24 protein-coding genes are annotated in these 21,083 nt (G+C 63.6%); 18 read left to right on the top strand and 6 right to left on the bottom strand.

The features are described from left to right. Window positions 1-231 precede the first annotated feature (231 nt). The 11 genes from BN2694_RS01475 (at window position 232) to BN2694_RS01425 (ending at window position 10,751) form a co-directional block, all read left to right on the top strand. Entirely contained in the window at window positions 232-807 is a 576-nt protein-coding gene (locus BN2694_RS01475; RefSeq protein ID WP_135661942.1) for a hypothetical protein, read from the top strand. Further along, complete coding sequence (locus tag BN2694_RS01470; RefSeq protein ID WP_135661940.1) at window positions 800-1,429, top strand: QcrA and Rieske domain-containing protein; 630 nt, start codon at window positions 800-802, stop codon at window positions 1,427-1,429. Before BN2694_RS01475 ends, BN2694_RS01470 begins: the two co-directional genes overlap by 8 nt. Next, window positions 1,429-2,877, top strand: a complete 1,449-nt coding sequence (locus BN2694_RS01465; RefSeq protein ID WP_135661938.1) for a cytochrome b — start codon at window positions 1,429-1,431, stop codon at window positions 2,875-2,877. The genes BN2694_RS01470 and BN2694_RS01465 overlap by 1 nt, the downstream gene beginning before the upstream one ends. Beyond that, the gene (locus BN2694_RS01460) at window positions 2,870-3,055 is read left to right on the top strand and encodes a hypothetical protein (RefSeq protein ID WP_135661935.1); all 186 of its coding nucleotides are present in this window, start codon (window positions 2,870-2,872) and stop codon (window positions 3,053-3,055) included. Before BN2694_RS01465 ends, BN2694_RS01460 begins: the two co-directional genes overlap by 8 nt. After that, window positions 3,052-5,907 carry a nitrate reductase subunit alpha gene (locus BN2694_RS01455; RefSeq protein WP_135661933.1) on the top strand — a complete coding sequence of 952 codons (2,856 nt, stop codon included), beginning with the start codon at window positions 3,052-3,054 and terminating at the stop codon, window positions 5,905-5,907. The genes BN2694_RS01460 and BN2694_RS01455 overlap by 4 nt, the downstream gene beginning before the upstream one ends. Further along, entirely contained in the window at window positions 5,907-6,956 is a 1,050-nt protein-coding gene (gene narH / locus BN2694_RS01450) for a nitrate reductase subunit beta (RefSeq protein ID WP_135661931.1), read from the top strand. The genes BN2694_RS01455 and narH overlap by 1 nt, the downstream gene beginning before the upstream one ends. Window positions 6,957-7,196: 240 nt before the next feature. Further along, window positions 7,197-8,045, top strand: a complete 849-nt coding sequence (locus BN2694_RS01445) for an ethylbenzene dehydrogenase-related protein (protein ID WP_135661928.1) — start codon at window positions 7,197-7,199, stop codon at window positions 8,043-8,045. Then, window positions 8,045-8,779, top strand: coding sequence for a molecular chaperone TorD family protein (locus BN2694_RS01440; RefSeq protein ID WP_135661926.1), 735 nt, complete (start codon window positions 8,045-8,047; stop codon window positions 8,777-8,779). The genes BN2694_RS01445 and BN2694_RS01440 overlap by 1 nt, the downstream gene beginning before the upstream one ends. Next, on the top strand, window positions 8,779-9,657 hold the full coding sequence (locus BN2694_RS01435) for a phosphate ABC transporter permease (RefSeq protein ID WP_135661924.1): 879 nt from the start codon (window positions 8,779-8,781) through the stop codon (window positions 9,655-9,657). The genes BN2694_RS01440 and BN2694_RS01435 overlap by 1 nt, the downstream gene beginning before the upstream one ends. Next, the gene (locus BN2694_RS01430) at window positions 9,650-10,444 is read left to right on the top strand and encodes a HEAT repeat domain-containing protein (protein ID WP_135661922.1); all 795 of its coding nucleotides are present in this window, start codon (window positions 9,650-9,652) and stop codon (window positions 10,442-10,444) included. The genes BN2694_RS01435 and BN2694_RS01430 overlap by 8 nt, the downstream gene beginning before the upstream one ends. A gap of 55 nt (window positions 10,445-10,499) precedes the next feature. Continuing rightward, window positions 10,500-10,751, top strand: a complete 252-nt coding sequence (locus BN2694_RS01425; protein ID WP_135661920.1) for a hypothetical protein — start codon at window positions 10,500-10,502, stop codon at window positions 10,749-10,751. 206 nt (window positions 10,752-10,957) lie between these two features. Here the strand turns inward: BN2694_RS01425 and BN2694_RS01420 are convergent, their stop codons facing one another. From BN2694_RS01420 to BN2694_RS01410, 3 genes are all read right to left on the bottom strand, one after another. Further along, the gene (locus tag BN2694_RS01420) at window positions 10,958-11,191 is read right to left on the bottom strand and encodes a DUF2249 domain-containing protein (protein WP_135661917.1); all 234 of its coding nucleotides are present in this window, start codon (window positions 11,189-11,191) and stop codon (window positions 10,958-10,960) included. Between the two features lie 72 nt (window positions 11,192-11,263). Beyond that, the gene (locus BN2694_RS01415; protein WP_135661915.1) at window positions 11,264-12,040 is read right to left on the bottom strand and encodes an MOSC domain-containing protein; all 777 of its coding nucleotides are present in this window, start codon (window positions 12,038-12,040) and stop codon (window positions 11,264-11,266) included. A gap of 70 nt (window positions 12,041-12,110) precedes the next feature. Next, window positions 12,111-12,344 carry a DUF2249 domain-containing protein gene (locus BN2694_RS01410; RefSeq protein ID WP_135661913.1) on the bottom strand — a complete coding sequence of 78 codons (234 nt, stop codon included), beginning with the start codon at window positions 12,342-12,344 and terminating at the stop codon, window positions 12,111-12,113. Window positions 12,345-12,686: 342 nt separating this feature from the next. Here BN2694_RS01410 and BN2694_RS01405 point away from each other — a divergent pair, with 342 nt between their 5' ends. From BN2694_RS01405 to BN2694_RS01385, 5 genes are all read left to right on the top strand, one after another. Then, window positions 12,687-13,106, top strand: coding sequence for a universal stress protein (locus BN2694_RS01405; RefSeq protein ID WP_135661911.1), 420 nt, complete (start codon window positions 12,687-12,689; stop codon window positions 13,104-13,106). A 183-nt stretch (window positions 13,107-13,289) separates the two neighbouring features. Continuing rightward, window positions 13,290-14,348, top strand: coding sequence for an NAD(P)-dependent glycerol-1-phosphate dehydrogenase (locus tag BN2694_RS01400; protein ID WP_135661909.1), 1,059 nt, complete (start codon window positions 13,290-13,292; stop codon window positions 14,346-14,348). An 83-nt stretch (window positions 14,349-14,431) separates the two neighbouring features. Continuing rightward, window positions 14,432-15,490 carry a glycosyltransferase family 4 protein gene (locus BN2694_RS01395; RefSeq protein ID WP_135661907.1) on the top strand — a complete coding sequence of 353 codons (1,059 nt, stop codon included), beginning with the start codon at window positions 14,432-14,434 and terminating at the stop codon, window positions 15,488-15,490. Window positions 15,491-15,550: 60 nt separating this feature from the next. Then, a complete protein-coding gene (locus BN2694_RS01390) occupies window positions 15,551-16,513 on the top strand; it encodes a hypothetical protein (protein ID WP_135661905.1) in 963 nt (320 codons plus the stop codon). 62 nt (window positions 16,514-16,575) lie between these two features. Continuing rightward, a complete protein-coding gene (locus BN2694_RS01385; protein ID WP_135661903.1) occupies window positions 16,576-17,469 on the top strand; it encodes a bifunctional methylenetetrahydrofolate dehydrogenase/methenyltetrahydrofolate cyclohydrolase in 894 nt (297 codons plus the stop codon). A gap of 19 nt (window positions 17,470-17,488) precedes the next feature. Here the strand turns inward: BN2694_RS01385 and BN2694_RS01380 are convergent, their stop codons facing one another. Continuing rightward, window positions 17,489-18,214 (bottom strand): DUF7117 family protein, encoded by a 726-nt coding sequence (locus BN2694_RS01380; protein ID WP_135661900.1) that lies wholly within the window; start codon window positions 18,212-18,214, stop codon window positions 17,489-17,491. Window positions 18,215-18,794: 580 nt separating this feature from the next. On the opposite strand from BN2694_RS01380, the gene BN2694_RS01375 reads away from it, so the two are divergent. Beyond that, complete coding sequence (locus BN2694_RS01375; RefSeq protein ID WP_135661898.1) at window positions 18,795-19,070, top strand: PadR family transcriptional regulator; 276 nt, start codon at window positions 18,795-18,797, stop codon at window positions 19,068-19,070. Between the two features lie 19 nt (window positions 19,071-19,089). Here BN2694_RS01375 and BN2694_RS01370 read toward each other — a convergent pair whose 3' ends face one another. Next, window positions 19,090-19,419 carry a hypothetical protein gene (locus BN2694_RS01370; RefSeq protein ID WP_135661896.1) on the bottom strand — a complete coding sequence of 110 codons (330 nt, stop codon included), beginning with the start codon at window positions 19,417-19,419 and terminating at the stop codon, window positions 19,090-19,092. A gap of 146 nt (window positions 19,420-19,565) precedes the next feature. Here BN2694_RS01370 and BN2694_RS01365 point away from each other — a divergent pair, with 146 nt between their 5' ends. Continuing rightward, on the top strand, window positions 19,566-20,483 hold the full coding sequence (locus tag BN2694_RS01365) for an A/G-specific adenine glycosylase (RefSeq protein ID WP_135661894.1): 918 nt from the start codon (window positions 19,566-19,568) through the stop codon (window positions 20,481-20,483). Window positions 20,484-20,552: 69 nt separating this feature from the next. On the opposite strand, the gene BN2694_RS01360 is transcribed toward BN2694_RS01365, so the two are convergent. Next, window positions 20,553-20,948, bottom strand: a complete 396-nt coding sequence (locus BN2694_RS01360; RefSeq protein ID WP_167879933.1) for an ArsR/SmtB family transcription factor — start codon at window positions 20,946-20,948, stop codon at window positions 20,553-20,555. Between the last annotated feature and the right edge of the window lie 135 nt (window positions 20,949-21,083).

Below are 21,083 nucleotides of genomic sequence, written 5' to 3'. Positions count from 1 at the left end.
CGTACAACCGGACGAGCCATATTTCGTTTGGCCCGAACATGTTCGCCCCACCTTGGGATCACGTATAAACAGTCGGCCGAACATATTTCACAATTTTCTAACATAAAAGCCCTCAGCGCTGAGGTTGTCTTTCTATGGAGGAAGACCGTCTTTGTCTAAGGGACCGACGTCTCCGCCCTACCAGTTTCCGCAACCACTGGTGGTGGGACGCATCAGCACACAGTGATCAACATGAAACGGTCCACACTCGTCATCGCGGTCGTGGTACTCGCCGTTCTCCTGCCGATGTGGTTCGTGGCGTTACACGGCGAACCACCCGCCGAAGAGATCGCGATCGATCAGAGCGTTTCCGACATGCAACCACTGGAGGGCCTGATCGATACGCCGAACAAACTGTCACCGAGCCAGGTCGGCGTGATCGTCTGGATTGCGCTGTTCGCCCTTGTCGGGGCCCTGGCCGGAGCGCATCAGTTCATGAACCGGGCGGTGAGACGAAGCGATCCGGACGACCCGGTGTCGACTCCGGATCGGGTACTCCCCTGGTTCGAGACCGAGAATCGCTGGCTCGTGGCCTACGAGGACGCCCCCGATTCGATCGAGGGGTTGGTCGCGATGGCCGGGCTGACGGTGCTCGCCATCGCCTTCGCCGCGCTGTTCACCGGCGAGTATCTCACGCTGGCCCGGACCCAGTACTTCGGGCTGTACGCGACCGGATTGTTCACCTCCCTGGCCTTGCTCACGGTCGCCTACTACGCCTGGTTCATGCCCCACGTCGCCGTCGCCGAACGGAGGGGTCACGGTGAGTGAGGATTGCCCCTGCGAACACGACGGGGAGACTTCCGGCCCCGTCCGACCGAGCATCTACACGGACGACCGGGCCGAGGTCGAACGGCGCGACATCGCCAAACTCCTCGCGACCGCGGGCGGGCTCACGGCCCTGGGGAGCCTGGCCGCGCCGCTCGCGGGCCTCCAGCAGGTCTTCCAGCGCACCTACACCGGCCCGATCTACGGCGACGGCATCCCGCTGGTCGACGGCGACGGAAACCGGATCACGCCCGACCGCCTCGCAGAGGGCGAACAGCTGACCGTCTTCCCCGAGCCCAGACCTGGGATCGGGGACGCACCGACGCTGCTCTTCCGCTTTCCGGAGACGGCCTACGGCGGGGAGACGAACATGGCCTACACCGTCGAGGGCTACGCCGCCTACTCGAAGATCTGCACGCACGCAGGCTGTACGGTCTCCGACCGCGAGGAAGACACGCTCGTCTGTCCATGCCACTACGGGAAGTTCGACCCGACCAACGGGGCGACAGTCACGGGCGGTCCACCACCCAGAGCACTGCCACAACTCCCAATCACGCTTGCCAGTGAGGGGCATTTGATCGCGACCGGCGACTTCGAAGGACCCGTCGGCGCAGGAGGTGAGTGATGTCCCGAAGCCAGCGCGTCTACGCGTGGTTCGACGATCGCCTCGATTTGGACGAGGCCGAGGCATTCCTCGGGAAGGCCTTCCCCGCCGAGGACTCGTTCCTGCTCGGGGAGGTCGCGCTGTTCTCCTTCGGAATGCTCGTATTGACGGGCATCTTCCTCGGCTTTTTCTACGAGCCCTCGACGACGGAGATGACCTACGAAGGCAGCGTCGCGCAGTTCCAGGGCGACTCGCTGCCCGCCGCATTCGGGAGCGTCCTTCAGCTCACCTACGACGTGCCCTTTGGCATGTTCATCCGGCGGTTCCACCACTGGGCGGCCCACCTCTTTGTCGCCTCGATCGGCCTGCACATGCTGCGGGTGTTCTTCCATGGCGCGTATCGCAAGCCGCGGGAGATCAACTGGGTCGTCGGAACCACGTTGGCGATCCTGGCGATGGGAGCGGCCTACACCGGCTACGCACTCCCGTTCGACGAGTTCGCCTCGACGGCGACCGGGATCGGCTTCAACATCGCCGGCTCGATCCCCATCCTGGGCGATCCGATCGCCGCGATCGTCTTCGGCGGGGATTTCCCATCCAGTGCGACGATCCCACGGTTGTTTTTCTTGCACGTCTTCATCATCCCGGTGTTGATCGCCGTCGGGCTGGCGGTCCACATGGGTCTGCTGGTCAGACAGAAACACACCGAAGCACAGCGCGAGGGTGACGTCGAGCCGGTCGGTTCTTCGGCCACCGGGACCGTCGACGGCCGCGACCGTGACACCGTCGATAGCGAAGACGACAGCGTCGTCGTCGGATTGCCGGCGTTCCCCAATCAAGCGGCGGTCAGTGCCGTCGTCTTCTTCCTCACGCTTGCGGCACTCTCGCTGCTCGCCGGGTTCCTGCCCGTCCACAACATCGCCGAGTACGGGCCGAACAACCCAGCCGGGACGCCGGCGTTGATCATGCCCGACTGGTTCTTCATGTGGCTCTACGGATTCCTGAAAGTCCTGCCGTCCTCGCTGGGCTTCCATCTCGGGCCGATCGAGGTCAGCGCTGAGTTCCTCGGCGGGGTCGCCCTCCCGTCGCTGGTCTTCCTGGCAGTGTTCGCCTGGCCCTTTATCGACCGTCGGCGAGACAGCGTTCACTTCACGGCCGATCCCTTCGAGCGGCCGGTCCAGACGGCCGTCGGCGTCGCCGGCGTCGTCTTCATTATGATCGCCTCGATCGCGGGCATGAACAACCTGCTCGCGGAAGCGATCGGGGTGTCGACGGACATCGTCAATCTGCCGCTGTTGTTCACAATGATACTCGGCCCCGTCGTCGCGTTCGGACTCGTCCACTGGACGATCAACCGCGAACGGGAGGCGGCCGAGACACCGGCCCAACCGGACGACGATGTCGGCCCAGTGGCGTCAACAGACACTGAGGACACGATAGACCCAGTGGAGGTGCCCGAAGATGAGTGAGCACTTGCAGGCATTGTCCGGTCGGACGTATCGACGTGTGGATACGGCGAGTAAACTCCTCGGGCTGGCGCTAGTGGCCGCGGCCCTGGAAGTGGGGCCGACGAGCACTGCCGGGCTCGCACTCGTCGTGATCGGAGTGACACTCGCGACTGCAACCGTCTTCATCGACAACCAATGAGCGACGCAAATCCATCCGACGACAGTACAGACGGCCTCTCGCGCCGTGACTTCCTGCTGGGTGCCGGGGCAGCCGGCGTGGTCGGCGCGACCGGCCTGACCGTTGCCGATCGGGCCCTGGACGGGCTGGAAGCCGTCGACGATCCCATCGGTAACTACCCCTACCGCGACTGGGAGGACTTCTATCGCGAGGAGTGGGACTGGGACTCCGTGGCCCGGTCGACCCATTCGGTCAACTGCACCGGCTCCTGTTCGTGGGACGTCTACGTCAAGAACGGCCAGGTCTGGCGCGAACAACAGGCCAACGACTACCCCCGCTTCGACGAGAGCCTCCCCGACCCCAATCCGCGAGGCTGCCAGAAAGGGGCCTGCTATAACGACTACGTCGACGCCGAACAGCGTGTCCAGTATCCCATGCGCCGGACCGGCGAGCGCGGCGCCGGCGAGTGGGAGCGCATCTCCTGGGACGAAGCCCTGACGGAGATCGCCGAGCACGTCATCGAAGAGATCCAGGACGGCCGATACGACGCTATCTCCGGGTTCACGCCGATCCCGGCGATGAGTCCCGTCTCCTTCGCCTCGGGCTCGCGGCTGATAAACCTGCTCGGCGGGGTCTCCCACTCCTTCTATGACTGGTACTCGGACCTGCCGCCGGGCCAGCCCATCACCTGGGGCCACCAGACCGACAACGCCGAGAGCGCCGACTGGCACAACGCCGAGTATATCATCGCGTGGGGATCGAACATCAACGTCACGCGCATCCCCGACGCGAAGTACTTCCTCGATGCCGGCTACGAGGGTGCCAAACGCGTCGGGATCTTCTCTGATTACTCCCAGACGGCCGTCCACACCGACGAGTGGATCGCACCGAATTCGGGGACGGACACTGCGCTGGCGCTGGGCATGGCTCGCACTATCGTCGAGGAAAACCGCTACGACGAGGCCCACCTGAAAGAACAGTCCGACATGCCCCTGCTCGTCCGGGATGACACAGGGAAGTTCCTCCGGGCAAGCGAAGTGCCCGGCCTCTCTGTCGACGCCGAGGAACCCGAGAAAGTCATGGTCATGCAGGACAGCGAGGGGACCCTCCGGGCCGCACCGGGATCGCTAGGTGAGCGGGAGGCCAAGTACGACGACTCGCTGTCGATTGAACTCGACTTCGACCCGCAACTCGCCGTCGATGCCACTGTCCAGACGACCGACGGGCAGATCTCGGTCACCTCGGTCTGGAACAACCTCCGGGAAGAGTTGGCGAACTACACGCCCGAGTACGTCCACGAGGAAACCGGCGTCGGGGCCGAAACCCATCAGAAGATCGCCCGGGAGTTTGCCGAAGTCGACCGCGCGAAGATTATCCACGGAAAGGGCGTCAACGACTGGTATCACAACGACCTGGGCAACCGCGCCATTCAACTACTCGTCACGCTGACGGGCCACATCGGCCGGAACGGCACCGGCGTCGATCACTACGTCGGCCAGGAGAAGATCTGGACCTTCCACGGCTGGAAGTCCCTCTCGTTCCCGACTGGCTCGGTCCGTGGCGTCCCGACGACGCTGTGGACCTACTACCACGCCGGTATCCTGGAGAACACCGATCCCGACACCCGTGCGAAGATCGAAGAATCCGTCGAGAAGGGCTGGATGCCCGTCTATCCCGAGGAACGCGAGAACGGTACTCGACCTGATCCGTCGACGATGTTCGTCTGGCGTGGCAACTTCTTCAACCAGGCGAAGGGCAACGTTGCCGTCGAGGAAGTCCTCTGGGATAAACTCGACCTGGTCGTGGACATCAACTTCCGGCTGGACTCGACGGCGCTGTACGCCGACATCGTCCTGCCGGCAGCCAGCCACTACGAGAAACACGACCTCAACATGACGGACATGCACACCTACGTGCATCCGTTCACGCCCGCCGTCGAACCCCTCGGCGAGGCCAAGTCCGACTGGCAGATATTCAAAGAACTCGCCCAGAAAATTCAGGCAATCGCCCGCGAGCGGGACATCGATCCGATCGACGACCGCAAGTTCGATCGCCAGATCGACCTCCAGTCAGTCTACGACGATTACGTCCGCGACTGGGAGACCGGCGAAGACGGTGCCCTGGAGGAGGACCGGGCGGCCTGTGAGGCCGTCCTCGAGCATTCGACGGAGAGCAATCCCGAGGACGGTGGACAGATCACCTTCGCCGACACCGTCGAGCAACCCCAGCGATTCGAGGCGGCGGGCGACCACTGGACGTCTGATCTCGAAGAGGGGACGGCCTACGCCCCCTGGAAGGACTTCGTCCAGGACAAAGAGCCCTGGCCCACCTTCACGGGTCGCCAGCAGTACTACATCGATCACGACTGGTTCCTGGATCTCGGCGAGGAACTGCCGACTCACAAGCGGCCGGTCGAGACCAACGACCAGAGCGAGTATCCCCTGCGGTACAACACGCCCCACGGCCGGTGGTCGATCCACTCGACGTGGCGCGACAGCGAGAAGATGCTCCAGCTCAACCGGGGCGAGCCCGTGGTGTTCATCAATCCCGAAGACGCCCAGCACCGCGGCATCGAGGACGGCGACACGGTCGAGATCTACAACGACCTGGCGACGATCGAGGCCAACGCCAAGATCTACCCCGGCAGCGAACCCGGGACCGTCCGGCATTACTTCGCCTGGGAGCGCTACCAGTACCCCAGCCGGAACAACTTCAACTCGCTGATCCCGATGTACATGAAACCCACACAGCTCGTCCAGTACCCCGAGGATTCGGGCGAGCATCTGCACTTCTTCCCGAACTTCTGGGGACCGACTGGCGTCAACAGCGACGTGCGCTGTGACATTCGGCCGAAAGAAGGAGGTGACGAGTGATGGCTCACGACGACGTCGAAATCGCTGACGGGGTGGACCACCAGGTCGCGATGGTGATGGACCTCAACAAGTGCATCGGGTGTCAGACCTGCACGGTCGCTTGCAAGACGCTCTGGACCGAGCGGGAGGGCACCGAGTACATGTACTGGAACAACGTCGAGACCCGTCCCGGGCAAGGCTACCCTCGCGACTGGGAATCGAAGGGCGGTGGTTGGGAATCCGAAGAGCACAACGAACGCTCCGTCGGCGAGATCCCATCCCAGGAGGACTACGGCGAGGCCTGGGAGTTCGACCACGAGGGAATCCTCAAAGAGGGCGAAGACAAGGCCCTCAAACCGGAAGGCGGCGATCCCGAGTGGGGGCCAAACTGGGACGAGGACCAGGGTGCCGGCGAGCATCCCAACAACTACTACTTCTACTTCCCGCGGATCTGCAACCACTGCACCCATCCCTCCTGTGTGGAGGCCTGCCCCCGGAAGGCGCTGTACAAGCGCGAGGAGGACGGCGTCGTTCTGGTCGACCAGGACCGTTGCCGGGGCTACCGCTACTGCGTCGAGGGCTGTCCCTACAAGAAAGTCTACTACAACGCCGTCACGAAGCGCTCCGAGAAGTGCGTCTTCTGTTACCCGCGTATCGAGGGCGAAGGACCCGACGACGAGGTCCACCCGCCAGCCTGTGCCGATCAGTGTACGACGCAACTCCGCATGGTCGGCTATCTCGACGATCAGGATGGCCCGATCTACAAGCTCGTCGAGCAGTACGAGGTCGCCCTGCCCCTCCATCCGGAGTACCAGACGACGCCGAACGTCTACTACATCCCGCCGACTGCGCCGCCCCAACACTCCGAGGACGGCGAGACCGTCGACGTCGAGCGCATCCCGCGGTCGTACCTCGAAGAACTGTTCGGCGAGCAGGTAAACGACGCCTTGGACACGATCGAACGCGAGCGCGCGAAAGTCGAACGCGGCGGCCACAGCGAACTCATGGAGATCCTCCAGGACAAGAACCCGGCCCAGCAGTACCGTTTGGAGGCGTTCGATGATGACTGACGACAGGAAGGAATCATCGAGCTCGGGAAGCTTCGCTTCCCGGTGTTTTCGGATGACTGACGACAGGAAGTCATCCTCAAGCTCGAGTCGCGGGGCGACTCGGTGTTCGACGATGCGTGAGCGAAGCGAACCGTCGTCGGGCTCGGGAGACGAACGAAGTGAGTCTCCCGGTGTTCCAGTGAGCGAACAACGTGAGCGAATTGGAGCTCGCCGGAACGGAGTTCCGGGAGGTGTTCTGTGATGACTGAAATCGATCGGGGGGGTCGACCGCTGCTGGTTGCCGGGTTGCTCGCGGGCCTGCTGGTCGCCAGCGCCGCGCTCGCGCCGCTGATCGCCGACGCCCGTCCGGCTCGTGAGATCCCGGTCGAGAACGTCGATGATTCGCTGGCCGATCCGACAGCTGACGGATGGAGCGACGTGCCGGCGGCCACCGTTCCGCTGGCGAGTGCACCCAGCGGCGTTCCGAATGCCGACGACACGACCGTCCGCGAGGTCGACGTCGAAGCAGCACAGACAGACGAAAAGCTGTTCGTCCGGCTGCGCTGGGTCGATCCCAGCAGCGATCGATTGGAGAGTTCACCCCGTGCGTTCGCCGACATGGCCGCTCTCCAGTTCCCCGTCAACGCGAGTACTCAGCCGGCGATCGCGATGGGCAGTGAGCGCAATATGGTCAATGTCTGGCAGTGGTCGGCCACCGAAAACACCCAGGAACTGCTCGCTGGAGGTCCTGGCACGACAACAGTCTTCCAGCAACCCGCGGTGAGCACCGAAGCGACCCGAGCCACCGTCGGCGAGGAAGACGGCTGGAGCGTCGTCTTCGCGCGCGATCTGGACGCGTCGGTCGATAACCGGACAATGTTGACCGCCGACGCGGACCTCAGCGTCGCCCTCGGGATCTGGAACGGGGAGAATAGCGAACGCGCCGGCCAGAAGGCTGTCAGCGAATGGTACTACTTCCCGTTCGGGCCCGACGACGGCGGCGCACCGTTCCAGGCGATTCTCTGGGCCGTCGCCGGCGCGGCGATCGCGCTGGTGATCGCCGTCACCGCCCTCAGCGTCCGGCAGGCCCGAGAGGAGGGCGAATCGTGATGAGCGACACGAACACCGGCGTGGATCCAAACGGGGATGATCGGCTCGACCCCGACGAAGTGCGAGCCGATCCCGCCGCCCGAGGCGTCCTCTATCAATCGCTGGCCCGAGCGTTCGAGCATCCGACCGAGGACCTCCACACCAGTCTCGTCGACGGCGGTGTGAGAAACGGACTCAGCGACGCCATCGCACAGACCCCCCTGGATGTGTCCGTCCCGGATCTCGATCCAGGGGACGACTATGAAGGACTCAGCGCGCGGTACAACCGACTGTTCGCCCTCGGAAACGCTGTCGTCACCGACCGGACGGACGGCTCGGTCGAGAAGGACGGGCCGGTGGTATCACTGTACGAATCCAGCCATCGTGCGGACGCGACCTGGGAGACGATCAACGTCGATCTGGCGAGAGCCTACGAGTACTACGGCCTCTCTGTCGACGAGGACGAACGCGATCACCACGACAACCTCGGGTTACAACTGGAGTTTGCGGGCTATCTCGCCCGGCGTGAGGCCCTCGGCGAGAACGACGCCGCGGCCGCCCGCCGAGACTTTCTGGATCGACACCTGACCGTCTTCGCGGCTTCGTTGCGCGAGGAACTCGCGGAAACCGAGGCCGCCGGTGTCTACGCCGATCTGGCCATCCTCCTCGATCGAGTAGTCACGGCGGATCACGCGGCTCTGGCCGACCGACTCGAAGACGATCGTTCGGCCGGGCATCGCGAGGTGACCTGGTGATGAGCGGACGCGTCGCACCACTCGGCTCTATCGGCATTCCCACGACAGTGCGTGGGATCAATATCACGGACGTAGATCGGGACGTGCTCGCAACACCGGCTACGCTGACCGCAGTGGCACTGTTAGGCGTCCGACTCGCAATCAACGCCCGTGTTACGGCCCCGCTCGATCTGGTTGGCCTCCAGACGGCCCTCGTGCCCCTGGCGACACTCGTCTGTGCCGGGTCAGTGCTCGCAATCGCCGTACTCGATGGTGAGGGCTACGAGACGGTCGGGCTGGCGTTCGTCGGCGTTTTCGGCGTGATCGGAACGATCGCCCGGCCGGCGTATACGCCCGCGGTCGTGGCGATCATCGCGGGGACGGCTCTCGCGACGGGTAGTCAGCTGAACGCAGAGGTGGATCGTCGGATCGGCCCGTCGCTCGTCGCTTTCGTCCTCGTCTGTGGACTGGCGACGTCCCTGATCGGGACCTTCGGCGTCGAACCGGCCACGACCCGCTCGATCGGTTCGCAGTTGACGCTACTGGGGATCGCAGGAACACCGATCTTTCTCTCGCGGGGTCACGTGGACTGGCTGTTCGGTGCACTGGGGGCCGGCCTGCTGATCGCCCTGGGCGTGATCGCACCGTTCTTGCTCGGTGCGACCGGGCTCGTGGCGGGCGGGATAGTCGGGGCGTCGGTCCCGGTGATGGCGCTTGCCGTGGGCGGGCTGACGACGACTGCGAGCGCTGCACTGCGGCGACGCCACGACGGCGCTGTGCTGGGCGCGGGACTGTTGCTGTTCGCAGGGATCCCTGCGACGATTCCCCGTGCCCTCGCGCTCGTTCTCGCGTTGACCCTACTGGTCGGATCGCGTCCCGGAGGTGTAATCGATGACTGATCCCGACGGCGAGTTCCCTACCGGCAGCGATTCAGAACCAACCGAAAACGACGGATACCATCCGGACGTGACTGTCAGCCGCGACGACGTCGAGATGGGCGAGGCGACGGAAGCCGACTTCACAGCCCCAGACACCGACCCCGTCGTCAACGAGAGTGTGACCGACCTTCTCGACCGTCTGGAAAGCGAGACGGCGACCGAGCGCCAGCGGGCTGTCCTGGCGCTTTCCGAGCAGGATCCGGGCGAGGCCACACTCGCGACACTGTCAGCCCTCGCGAGTGACGATCCTGACGCGCTCGTCCGGCAGTTCGCCGTCGAGGTGCTGGGCAACCTCGCGGCACCGACGCCGGAAGGTGTCCTGGCTGCCCTTGAGGACTCCGACCCGTGGGTTCGCGCGGAGGCGATCGTCGCCCTCGATCATCTCGATCAGGAAAGACACGCCGAGCGGATCGCGGCCGCCCTGGAAGACGAGCACCATGCAGTCCGGCGAAACGCCGTCATCTCGCTGTGGAAAAGTCAGGGTGATGACGCCCTGGAGGAACTGCTCGCCCTGGCCGACGACGAGTCCGATCGCGTCCGAGAGTGGGTCGCTGAACTCCTCGGCCGGATCGACCACCCGGACGCCGAGCGGGCACTGGCCGACCTCCGGAACGACGAGGAGTCCATCGTCGCGAAGACTGCCGCGCATGCGCTCGAAGAAGTCAACTCGACACCAGGGCCGCCCGGCGGAACCGCCCCGAATGGAACCGATCCGACCGGATCGCGTGACCGGCCGCCACGGCTTTGATCATGATCTCTCCGACGACGGACTCCGGCCATCGACCCCGTCCCGACTTCCACTCATGACCACCGACACCATCTCGACGGAAGTCAGGCGAACGATCGACGCGCTCGCCGAGAACAGGGCCGACGATCCCGTCGAACTGTTGTTCGTCGGGGAACGCTCGGTCTGGCTGGTCGTCGATCCCGACCGGTTCGAGAGCGAAGACGCCATGATCGACGTCTTCCACGCCCTGGAGTCGATTCCCGAAGTAGATACGCTGTACGTCGCACGGACGGATCTCAGAGCGTCGGATCACGATCGGGGTTGCTGAACGAGATGCAAACCGCTTGGGGACAGCCGATACGACCGCCGATCGAGACTCTGCCATGGAAAGTCCCGACAGAACGGACGGGGGCGGACCCGGCTGCTGCCAATGGCACGCGTCGTTTGGTATGAATTCGCCCCTGGTAATCGACTCGAACCATCATCACCGGATACTCGGACAGTAGTTGAGTCTGGATAGCGGCGAGTGGACGCTCACTTCTTTGGAAGCGTCGCGACGAACGTCCCCTCGTCCTTGCACGTCACGGCGTAGTTGTCGGCGTCGAACGACTCGACTTCGGCCTGGAACTCGTAGAACAGGGGTTTCGGTTCATGGTCGTTGATGATCTCCAGGACTTCACCGCTTTCCAAGTTCTCGAACGCGTCGTGGATCTTCGGATGGCGTTCCGGAGGCGGGACTTCTCTGAGATCGAGTGTCGTCGCTGGCATACACATTGGTCCGGACTGTGGCAGAGAAGAGATTCTCCCGAATATATTCGCACCTGGCACGGATTGTACCCGTCACTCGACGATCTCGATCTGATCGCCGACTGCGACCGTCGACCCCCTGTCCGAAGCGGGGATCGACGCGATGAGCATCAGCGTATAGTAGTGCTCAAACGCATCGCTGTCGGCCCACTCCGGGAACGTCCGCTCGCGCATCTCGACGAACCGCTCGCGGAAGCCCGGCGTCGGCTCGCCGGTGTCGGGATCGCGCTCAGGGACGACGCACCGCCCACAGGGCGTCACCCCTTCGAAGCGAACACCGGCCGCCTGGAAGGCCGGCGCGCCATCGCCGACGAAACGGTCCTCCCAGAACGCGGGCACGCCGGACACTTCGACGTTGGCTCGAAGGCGACGCCGCACACTATCGACCGTCATCTCCTCGAACCACGACGCGACGGCTGTGAGGGTGGCCGTGCTAACGACCGATGGGCCCATCTCCCGGCGGTCGACGAATCCGAGGGACTCCTCGCGGCGCAACGTCAGGTTTTCGCCGAAGAACTCGCCGAACCACGTTTCCGCCCGCCGACGGTCCGCCTCCGACTCGAGGTCGAATTCCAGTCGGTCCGAATCCGGCGGTTGGACGTTCAGTACACCGATCGCCGGATCGAAGTCGGTTTCCAACGCGTGGACACGATCGGTTCGTTTGCCGTTGAGGACATCGCCGTCGGCGTCGAAGAGGGCAAACTCCCGGTCGTGCTCGAGAGTCCCGCCCTCGAGGACGGAGGCATTCGAGACCTCGATCCCGTCGAGGCCCTTGAGTGGATACACGCGAAGGCGCTCGATCTGTGCCATGGCTACCGACTGGGTCCGTCCGGGGAAAGCTCTGGCGTCCGGACCGGACGGCCGGACGTGCTGGGAGCGATTAGGCCTCTTGGATCTCGACGTGCCACTCCTGGGGGCCGACCTGTTCGGTCTCGTATCTGAACCCGCGCGTTTCGAGAACATCGTACAGCGGCTCGGGCTCGAAGCTATTGATCAGGAGTAACGTCCCGTCAGCAGGGAGTTCTTCGAGGGCTGCCATGATGTCATCGAACGGTTCGCCCTCGATCTCTCGGGCGTCGAGCGTCGATTCGTATGCGTCGGTGCGTTGCTCCATGGGTATCGTCGTTTCTCGTTCCGTAATCACCCTTCCCCGAACCAGTTCGCCTCTTGAGTTTGTCCCCCGAGCCAGTTCACCACCTAACCCGGATTCACGCCCGGTTGGATGGGTCGCGAGCAGACAAGCCCACAGACGAGAGATGTTCCTTCGACAGCCCGGTGCCCCGTTCCTGCGGGACGTATCCGTGTCAACCTGAACGACGTGATCCACAGCCGGACCGTCGTTTTCTTACTCGTCTACGCCCGAGAGAAACTCTTCGACGCAGTCCGGACTGACAAACAGTGTAACTAGACTGATCGCACCCCAAGAACTATGATCTTTAACTATAAATAATGATGTATGACGGAAACCATCGCCCTACTCCTGGCCGAGGGAGACCGGACGAGCCCGCACGTCGAACGGGCCATCGAGAGAGCAAGCGAAGAGGACGCGACGCTGCACGGGGTTTATGTGATCGACGCCTGGCGGTTCGGCGAGTACTCGGTCTACGGGTGGGAAGAACTGGCCCGAGAGATAGAGACCGAGAAGAGCGAGGCGGTGCTGGGGGAAATCCGGGAGCGCTGTGCAGAACGAGGGGTCGACTTCGAATCGGCAGTCACAGAGGGCAAGCCCGAAAAAGTGATCCAGTCGTGCGCAGACGCACACGATGTCGATTGCATCGTCTGTCGCCATCCCGACGGTTCAGGCCGTCAGACCCAGTCCCCGAAACTACTCGACCGGCTTGGCGACGAATCCGGCGCAACCGTCGAGGTCGTCTGAAGACGGACCACCGGACTTGAGGGCAGAAGGGAGTGCAGGCGACGAGTAGATAATTCCGGCGAGTTTCGACTCGCTCCCGGTCTCTTTTCTGATATGCGGAAGCGGTTCGGCGAGTGTCCGCGAGCCGCAGACCGAGCCGGCTTGCCGGAAAGGATTATGAAGGCCGGCGGCGAGTGTCGGGACATGTTCGAGAAGTCGACGTGGATTCGGTTGCCCCGGAACGTGTTGGTGGGCCACGATGTCCTCGAGGAAACTGTCGACGCCGTCGAGGAACTCCACCTCACCGGCCGACCACTGATCGTGACCGGCGAGATTCCCCGGGAAGTCGCCGGGAACGCCGTCCGCGAACAGTTCGAGGAGCGAGGACATGAACCGGCCGTGACGCTCGTCGATGAAGCGAGTTTTGCAGCTGTCCAGCGCGTGATCGACGCCGCCACCGAGGCTGACGCGAACTTCCTCATCGGTGTCGGTGGCGGGAAACCGATCGATATCACGAAGATGGCTGCCGACGAACTCGGGATGGGATTCGTCTCGGTCCCGACGGCGGCCAGCCACGACGGGATCGTCAGCGGTCGTGCCTCGGTTCCCGAGGAAGATACGCGCCACAGCGTCGCTGCCAACCCCCCAGTCGCGGTCGTCGCCGACACGAGGATTATTGCCGACGCCCCCTGGCGCCTCACCACGGCTGGCTGTGCCGACATCATCTCGAATTACACGGCAGTCAAAGACTGGGAACTCGCCCGTCGCCTACAGGACGTTACCTACTCCGAGTACGGCGGGGCGCTATCGCAGATGACGGCGGAACTCCTCGTCGAGCACGCGGGATCGATCAAACAGGGTCTCGAAGAGTCCGCCTGGATCGTCGTGAAAGCGCTGGTCTCTTCCGGGGTCGCTATGTCGATCGCCGGGAGTTCCCGGCCGGCCTCCGGCGCCGAACACCTCTTTTCCCACCAGCTCGACCGATTGGTTCCCGGCCAGGCGTTGCACGGTCATCAAGTCGGTGTCGGGTCAATCATGGTCGAGTACCTCCACAGCGGTGAGAACGGCGAGTGGCGCGATATCCGGGACGCACTTGCGGCCATCGGCGCGCCGACGACGGCTGCGGAACTCGGAATCGACGAGGCGACGGTGATCGAAGCGCTGACGACCGCCCACGAGATCCGTGATCGCTACACGATACTGGGCAACGGGATGAACGAACCGGCCGCTCGTGAGGCAGCCACGGTCACCGGCGTGATCTAAAGCCGACGGCGCGTTGGAACTGTCGGATCGCCGGGACCACCGAAGACGGGGGGTTTTTGACACCGGCCCTATTCACCGCGAGTATGCGGGTCGCCTTCGTGTCGATGACTACGACCCGTCATCGGGACACTGAGGGAAACCGACGATTGGAACGCCTTGCCCACCAGCTTGCCGACCGGGGCCACGACGTCACTGTCTTCTGTGCGGCCTGGTGGGATGACTACCGCGACGAGCGGACGATCGACGGCGTCACCTATCACGGCGTGACCGTCTCGCCGGCAGCAACTTCCTTCGCAACGCGACTCCCAGTCCTGCTGGCGCGGTATCGGCCGGACGTGATCCACGTCCGACCCCGGCCGCCGCGGGCCGTCTTCACAGCCAGTTCGGGCGGGACGCTCGCCCGCGCTCCGGTCGTCCTCGAGTGGTACGGCGACGAAGGACTGGCCGACTCACGGACTGTCAGACTCCTCCTCCGAGAAGCGACTGCCGTGGTCACGCCCTCAGAAATGGTCAGGACGCAAGTCCGCGAACGGGGCGTCGTGGACGAGCGATCCCACGAGATCCCCGACGGGATCGACTTCTCGCTGATCGAAAACACCGAACCTGGCGAAGAGACCGAGGTCGCCTTTGGTCACTCCCTGAACGAAACGGCCAACCTCGATAGTCTCTTGCTGGCGCTGGCGGAGTTGCGCGACCGCAACTGGTCGGTGACAGTCGTCGGTGACGGGCCGCTCCGGCGCGACTACGAACGCCAGGCCGCCGATCTCCGGATCGACGACCGCATCACGTTCGCCGGGGAGTGTAGCCAGGAAGAACGGATCGCCATCTACCGCGGCGCCCATGCCTTCGTCCAGACGGCCTATCGCGAGTACTTCGCTCGCGAGTTGCTGCAGGCGCTTGCTGCGGGCTGTGTCGGTATCGTCGAATATCAGGCCGAGTCCAGCGCCCACGAACTCATCGAGAACCACCGCCGGAGTTTCCGCGTCACCGATCCCCAGGAACTGGCCGACGCGATCGTCGAATCGGGCGATCTGGAACGACGCACGATCGACGAGGACTTCGCTCGCTTCGACCACCGGGAGATCGTCGAATCGTATCTCGACCTCTACCGCGACGTGCAGGAGTCACACGGCATCCTCTGAGAACGGGACCGCCTCGTCGCGTTCCGAGCAATTATTTCCATCTACGTGGATAGCGCCGATATGTCCCTCCACCGATCCGCCCTGCACAGGACCGTCGACCGTCACCGCGACGTGATCGAGTTCAGCGCGACGTTCGTCGTCCTCGCAATGTTCCCGTTGCTGGATCTCATAGCACCGGAGATCGCTGCTCTCGTCGGCGGTCCGGTACCGAACGACCTTCCCGGAGAGCGTCTCCTGTGGCGCTCGTGGTTCTGGGTCGCGGTCGAGATGGTCGTCGTCGGCGTCGTCTACGCTGCCGTCCGCGATCGTCCCGTCCACGCTACCCTTCCGAGCCGCGACGATCTCAATGCAGTCAGTGTCGCTGTCGTCGGACCACTACTTGCGGCCGTTGGATATTTCCTCGTCGTTCACGCCATCGGGACTTCGGTCGCCGACGCCGGGTCCTGGGCCGCGATTCCGGACCTCTCGGCGGGCTTTCTCTGGTGGAACGCCGTCGTCCCCGGCGCCCTGGTCGCTCTCGGATACGGGATCCTGTTCTATGGCGCAATCTGGGGTGGACTCCGTAAGACGCTCGGGTCCCGTGAGGCGTTGCTCGGAGTCACTGCACTCGCGGGACTGTATCACTGGTTCGTCGACCCGATGTGGCGACTCGCCCGCTCGAACGCGCTGCTGGTGATCGCACTCGTCTTCGTCGTCGGGACGACACTCGCCGTCGTCGAACTGTCTCGGATGCGCGACGCCGTGTCGGTACGCGACGCCCTCACCCCGACCAACGCCGTCGCGCTCGTCTTCGCCGCCTTTCTCTCGTTCACCGTCGCCGTCGATGTCTTGTCGGGGGCGACGACTGCGGGTGAGTTACTGACTGCAGCCGTCTGGTTCATCGTCTTCGCGATTGCCGCGTGGGGACGCGAGCGGACGCAGTCGGTCTGGATCCCGACACTGACGGTCGCTCTTTTCCAGTTGACTATACTGGCGTTGCCCCACTTCGAGGCGACAGTGGGCGTCGTCTCGACCGGACCATGAGAGTGGGCGGTTTGACCTCCGTTCCGGGACGTTGAAGGGACGTGGCCCCGTCGAACCACCCGATGACCGAGATTATCGACGGTGACGCGGTTGCGGCGGCGATACGGGACGACCTCGGCGACGCCATCGTGACGCTCGAAGACGAGGGCGTCACCCCGACGCTGGCGACGGTACTGATGAGTACGGACCCGGCCAGCGAGACCTACGTCTCGATGAAACAGGACGACTGCGCGGAGGTCGGCATCGAGGCGGTCGACGTTGAGATCGATCCCGAGGCACCCGCACGGGAACTGTTCGACGAGATCGATCGGCTGAACGCAGACGCCGAGGTCGACGGGATCCTCGTCCAGATGCCCGTTCCCGAACACGTCGACAAACAGTCGGTCCTGCGCCGGATCGACCCCGAGAAGGACGTCGACGGGTTCCACCCCGAGAACGTCGGCCGCCTCGTCGCAGGCGACCCGCGATACAAGCCCTGTACGCCTCACGGGATCCAGAAGCTACTCGAAGACGCGGGTGTCGACCCCGAAGGGAAGGACGCGGTTATCGTCGGGCGCTCGGACATCGTCGGCAAGCCGATGGCGAACCTCCTCATGCAGAAGGCTGCGGGCGGCAACGCGACCGTGACGGTCTGTCACTCCCGCACCGAGGACCTGGCGGCCAAGACCCGCGAGGCGGACATCGTCGTCGCGGCCGCGGGCGTCCCGGAGATGATCGACGGCGAGATGTTGAGCGAGGGTGTGGTCGTGATCGACGTGGGGATCAACCGCGTCGAGGCCGACACCGAGAAAGGCTACGAACTCGTCGGCGACGTCGACTTCGAGAGCGCCAGGGAGAAAGCGAGCGCAATCACGCCGGTGCCGGGCGGCGTCGGTCCGATGACCCGCGCGATGTTGCTGTACAACACCGTCAAAGCCGCCGCAGGCAAACACGACGTGGACGTCTCTCTCCCCTGAATCGCCGAGACATCTTGCTCTATCGCTCCGAAGCAGACGGATCTAGTTCTTCGAGTCGTTTACGAGCGGGCGCCAGCGTCGCGTCGGCTTCGATCAGATACGTCCCGACATCCCGGGTCGCCTCGACGAGCGCATCGGCAGTTTCTGGAGCGACCGCTCCGTCGAGGGCTTCGATGCGGGTGCGATGGTCCTCAATGCGTCCAAGGATCTTCCGGGCAGCCGCGTCAGGATCGTCCGCGAGATATCGACGGACGTCACGACGGTAATCCGCGACCGCCGAGGCCGCAGCGAGGCCGCGTACCGAAACCATCGAGTCCGGGACGTCATCGGGTGACGGTCGCTTCCCGGACTCAGCACCGTCGAGTAAGGCCAGCAGGTAGGCCTCCTCCGCGTCGTCGATCCGGAGCATGCGGGCGATTTCTGCCCCCGCGTGACGGAGTTCGGTCGCCGCGACGAACGTCGCATCGAGCGGTTGTAATTCGCCGGCGTGGACGAACCCGTGTTCACGGACGAACGTCGCCGCTGTTTCACCCGCACGGCCAGCGACAGTCCCGAGCGGTTCCCGATCCAGGTCGGCTCTGGCGTCCGTGAGATCTAGCTCCGCCGGACTTGCCGTGTGTAGCTGACGGTCCGCGACGCCGACGCTCCGGAGGCTCCCGCAATCTGGACACGTGACAGACCCCGTCTCGTAGTACGACCACCGGGCGCCACAGTCCTTGCACTCCCGCTCGCCGCGTATTCGCATGGATGGAAAGAACGGCCGAACGTGCTTAACCGATGGGATCAACGCCGGTGTACACACCGCTCCAGCAGATACAGTTAGTCCGATTGACTTCTAGACCAGAAAAAAGGATAGAGGCCGGTAGGTTTAAGTGAAACCACCTTCGATGTTCTGATGACGCTTCGCTTGGAGGGCCGAAGCGTCAGCGGGGACCAATTCAGGGCGGCAAGCGCCCACGCGGGCTTTTCCCCGCGTGGCCGCTTTCCACTCTTTCGATGGCTAACTACGTACCTGCAGACACATTGCCGACAGCCGGCGGAGTGACGGTACAGTCAGTCCGGTCCGATCTGACGCGTGAGACCGACGACCGCCGAAGCCCAACCTGATACGTCGGCAAACACTCTCCGCAGTCGGGAATTACCACTCTCGGTCGGGCATCAACGAATCGACGTACCATCTCACGAACACCCACCGATCATCCTCAAACCGATTACCTTTCCGGACTTTCGTTGGCGCGTTTCAGCGCACGACTCGACAGCCCAATACCGATCCGAGTCGACATGTTTAAGATATTTGGATAATAACCTCTATATGGACATTACCGATGTACGACCTGACAGGATTTCAGCGAGACCTCCTATATGTCATCGCCGGCGAGGAGGAACCGCACGGCCTCGCGATCAAAGAAGAACTCGAGAACTACTACGAGAAAGAGATCCATCACGGCCGTCTCTATCCGAATCTGGATACGCTCGTCGACAAGGGACTGGTCGAGAAGGGGCAGCGCGACCGACGGACGAACTACTACAGCCTGACTCGGCGCGGGCGTCGCGAGATCGAGGCGCGTCGCGACTGGGAAGAACAGTACGTCGACCTCTAGTACCGGCTTTTGCGAGCAGTCAGAACTGGTAGCGTCGATCGTCGGGATCACCGCTCCCGGTCTGGTATCCGCCACCGGTCATCTCGTCGAACGTCATCCCCGAGAGGTATTCGTCGTAGGTGACGTCATACTCGTTTCTGAGATGAAAGTCGAGCGACCCCGTTTCGACCGTACTCTGAAAGAGCATGTGGACCGCGCGCCGGAGGAGTTCGTCCGTTGTCTCCGGGTCGAGTGCCGCCTCAAGCATCGCGAGTTCGTTTCGTGTCTCCCGGTCGAGAGACACCGCCAGTTCCTCGCCGAGTGCACCGTACGACTCGGACACGTCCTCGGAAAGTGCGTCGAGTCCCATACCGAAAGCTGACGACCGGGGCGCAAACTCCTTTCGGCTCGGGGCTGACCGTGGAACGTCCGGACGTTCGACGGCCACGATGGGAACCACGTTGATCGCTGCCGGGGACGCCAGAGGTAAACTGCCGACCGGCCTACGCCGCGACGATGAGCGAGCCCGCCGTCGACTTTCCCGAGAATCGCGACGCGATCAGAGCGGCCCTGATCGAGTGGTACGAAGCCGATCACCGCGAATATCCCTGGCGGGAGACCGACGATCCCTACGCGATCCTCGTCTCGGAAGTGATGAGCCAGCAAACTCAGCTCGATCGCGTCGTCGACGCCTGGGCGGACTTCCTCGATCGATGGCCGACGGTCGCCGACCTGGCGAGTGCGGACCGGGCCGACGTGGTCGCCTTCTGGTCGGCACACAGCCTCGGGTACAACAACCGCGCGAAATACCTCCACGAGGCTGCGAACCAGGTCTGCGAGGAGTACGACGGCGAGTTTCCCGAATCGTCGGAGGAACTGTCCGAGCTCATGGGCGTCGGTCCCTACACCGCCAACGCGGTCGCGAGTTTCGCGTTCAACAACGGCGACGCGGTCGTGGACACCAACGTCAAGCGCGTGTTGTATCGAGCATTTTCGATCCCCGACGAGGACGCGGCGTTCGAAGACGCGGCGACGACGCTCATGCCCGGCGGAGAGTCGAGAGTCTGGAACAACGCGATCATGGAGCTCGGCGGCGTGGCCTGCGAGAAGACGCCCGCGTGTGACGAGGCAGGGTGCCCCTGGCGCGAGTGGTGTGACGCCTACCAGACCGGTGACTTCACGGCACCCGACGTGCCGACTCAGCCGAGTTTCGAGGGGAGTCGCCGACAGATGCGAGGGCGCGTGATCGGCGCGCTCAAAGAACACGATCGCCTAGCTGTTGATGATCTCGGGCCGAAAGTCCGGGTTGACTACGCGCCGGCGGGCGAGTACGGCCGCGAGTGGCTGCGGAGTCTCCTCAAAGATCTGTCCGAGGACGGACTCGTCGAGACGAGTCAACAGGACGAAAAGACTGTGGTCAGATTACAGCGCTGACTGTGTCGAATTCGACCTGCCAATGAACGCGACGACAGCGTGACGTACCGAACGCCGACAGAGATATCGTCAGGATCGATCGTCGGCCGTGTTTTCCGCACTCGCGTCGATCCCGTCGGGACCGACCTCGAAGTCAAGCCTGCCGACAGTGGGGTGGAAGCGCTTTCGGTGGTGGCCGTCAAGATCAATCTGCATCTCCGTCCGGACGAGTCCGTGCTCGCGGAGCCGTTCGAGCCGTCGGTAAATCGTCGGACGAGACATCTCGGTCGTCGCCGCCAGTTCCCGGCCCGTTTGTGGCCGCTCAACCAACAGCGTCAGCAGCTCGCGGACGTACTCGTCCCCGAGCAACGCGAGTAGTGTCCCGCTCGAGACTGTGTCCGGCTCGCATCCGTTTCCACGGTTGCGATCGGTAGCCCCATCGGGTGGCGAGGGCTGCCGTGTCGATCGTGATCGTCTTTTCTTCACGTATGAACAGTTGTGCGTTGGGATCCTGACTGTCCGGGCTAGGTATCCTGACTCGACCGAGGCGTTCATTCCCGACCGTGGCATCTGTATTACTAGCCTTCAGGACTTTAGTTGGATAAGACAAACAGAGACTAT

Source organism: Halorhabdus rudnickae (genome assembly GCF_900880625.1).
In the GTDB taxonomy this organism is placed as follows: Archaea; Halobacteriota; Halobacteria; order Halobacteriales; family Haloarculaceae; genus Halorhabdus; species Halorhabdus rudnickae.
This window is presented reverse-complemented; position numbering and strand designations above follow the sequence as displayed.

Bases quoted from the DNA above. Each gene is read 5' to 3' on its own strand.
- BN2694_RS01475 (WP_135661942.1), top strand. From the start codon at position 232: ATGAAACGGTCCACACTCGTCATCGCGGTCGTGGTACTCGCCGTTCTC.
- BN2694_RS01465 (WP_135661938.1), top strand. From the start codon at position 1,429: ATGTCCCGAAGCCAGCGCGTCTACGCGTGGTTCGACGATCGCCTCGAT.
- BN2694_RS01460 (WP_135661935.1), top strand. From the start codon at position 2,870: ATGAGTGAGCACTTGCAGGCATTGTCCGGTCGGACGTATCGACGTGTG.
- BN2694_RS01455 (WP_135661933.1), top strand. From the start codon at position 3,052: ATGAGCGACGCAAATCCATCCGACGACAGTACAGACGGCCTCTCGCGC.
- narH (WP_135661931.1), top strand. From the start codon at position 5,907: ATGGCTCACGACGACGTCGAAATCGCTGACGGGGTGGACCACCAGGTC.
- BN2694_RS01445 (WP_135661928.1), top strand. From the start codon at position 7,197: ATGACTGAAATCGATCGGGGGGGTCGACCGCTGCTGGTTGCCGGGTTG.
- BN2694_RS01440 (WP_135661926.1), top strand. From the start codon at position 8,045: ATGAGCGACACGAACACCGGCGTGGATCCAAACGGGGATGATCGGCTC.
- BN2694_RS01435 (WP_135661924.1), top strand. From the start codon at position 8,779: ATGAGCGGACGCGTCGCACCACTCGGCTCTATCGGCATTCCCACGACA.
- BN2694_RS01430 (WP_135661922.1), top strand. From the start codon at position 9,650: ATGACTGATCCCGACGGCGAGTTCCCTACCGGCAGCGATTCAGAACCA.
- BN2694_RS01425 (WP_135661920.1), top strand. From the start codon at position 10,500: ATGACCACCGACACCATCTCGACGGAAGTCAGGCGAACGATCGACGCG.
- BN2694_RS01420 (WP_135661917.1), bottom strand. From the start codon at position 11,191: ATGCCAGCGACGACACTCGATCTCAGAGAAGTCCCGCCTCCGGAACGC.
- BN2694_RS01415 (WP_135661915.1), bottom strand. From the start codon at position 12,040: ATGGCACAGATCGAGCGCCTTCGCGTGTATCCACTCAAGGGCCTCGAC.
- BN2694_RS01410 (WP_135661913.1), bottom strand. From the start codon at position 12,344: ATGGAGCAACGCACCGACGCATACGAATCGACGCTCGACGCCCGAGAG.
- BN2694_RS01405 (WP_135661911.1), top strand. From the start codon at position 12,687: ATGACGGAAACCATCGCCCTACTCCTGGCCGAGGGAGACCGGACGAGC.
- BN2694_RS01400 (WP_135661909.1), top strand. From the start codon at position 13,290: ATGTTCGAGAAGTCGACGTGGATTCGGTTGCCCCGGAACGTGTTGGTG.
- BN2694_RS01395 (WP_135661907.1), top strand. From the start codon at position 14,432: ATGCGGGTCGCCTTCGTGTCGATGACTACGACCCGTCATCGGGACACT.
- BN2694_RS01390 (WP_135661905.1), top strand. From the start codon at position 15,551: ATGTCCCTCCACCGATCCGCCCTGCACAGGACCGTCGACCGTCACCGC.
- BN2694_RS01385 (WP_135661903.1), top strand. From the start codon at position 16,576: ATGACCGAGATTATCGACGGTGACGCGGTTGCGGCGGCGATACGGGAC.
- BN2694_RS01380 (WP_135661900.1), bottom strand. From the start codon at position 18,214: ATGCGAATACGCGGCGAGCGGGAGTGCAAGGACTGTGGCGCCCGGTGG.
- BN2694_RS01375 (WP_135661898.1), top strand. From the start codon at position 18,795: ATGTACGACCTGACAGGATTTCAGCGAGACCTCCTATATGTCATCGCC.
- BN2694_RS01370 (WP_135661896.1), bottom strand. From the start codon at position 19,419: ATGGGACTCGACGCACTTTCCGAGGACGTGTCCGAGTCGTACGGTGCA.
- BN2694_RS01365 (WP_135661894.1), top strand. From the start codon at position 19,566: ATGAGCGAGCCCGCCGTCGACTTTCCCGAGAATCGCGACGCGATCAGA.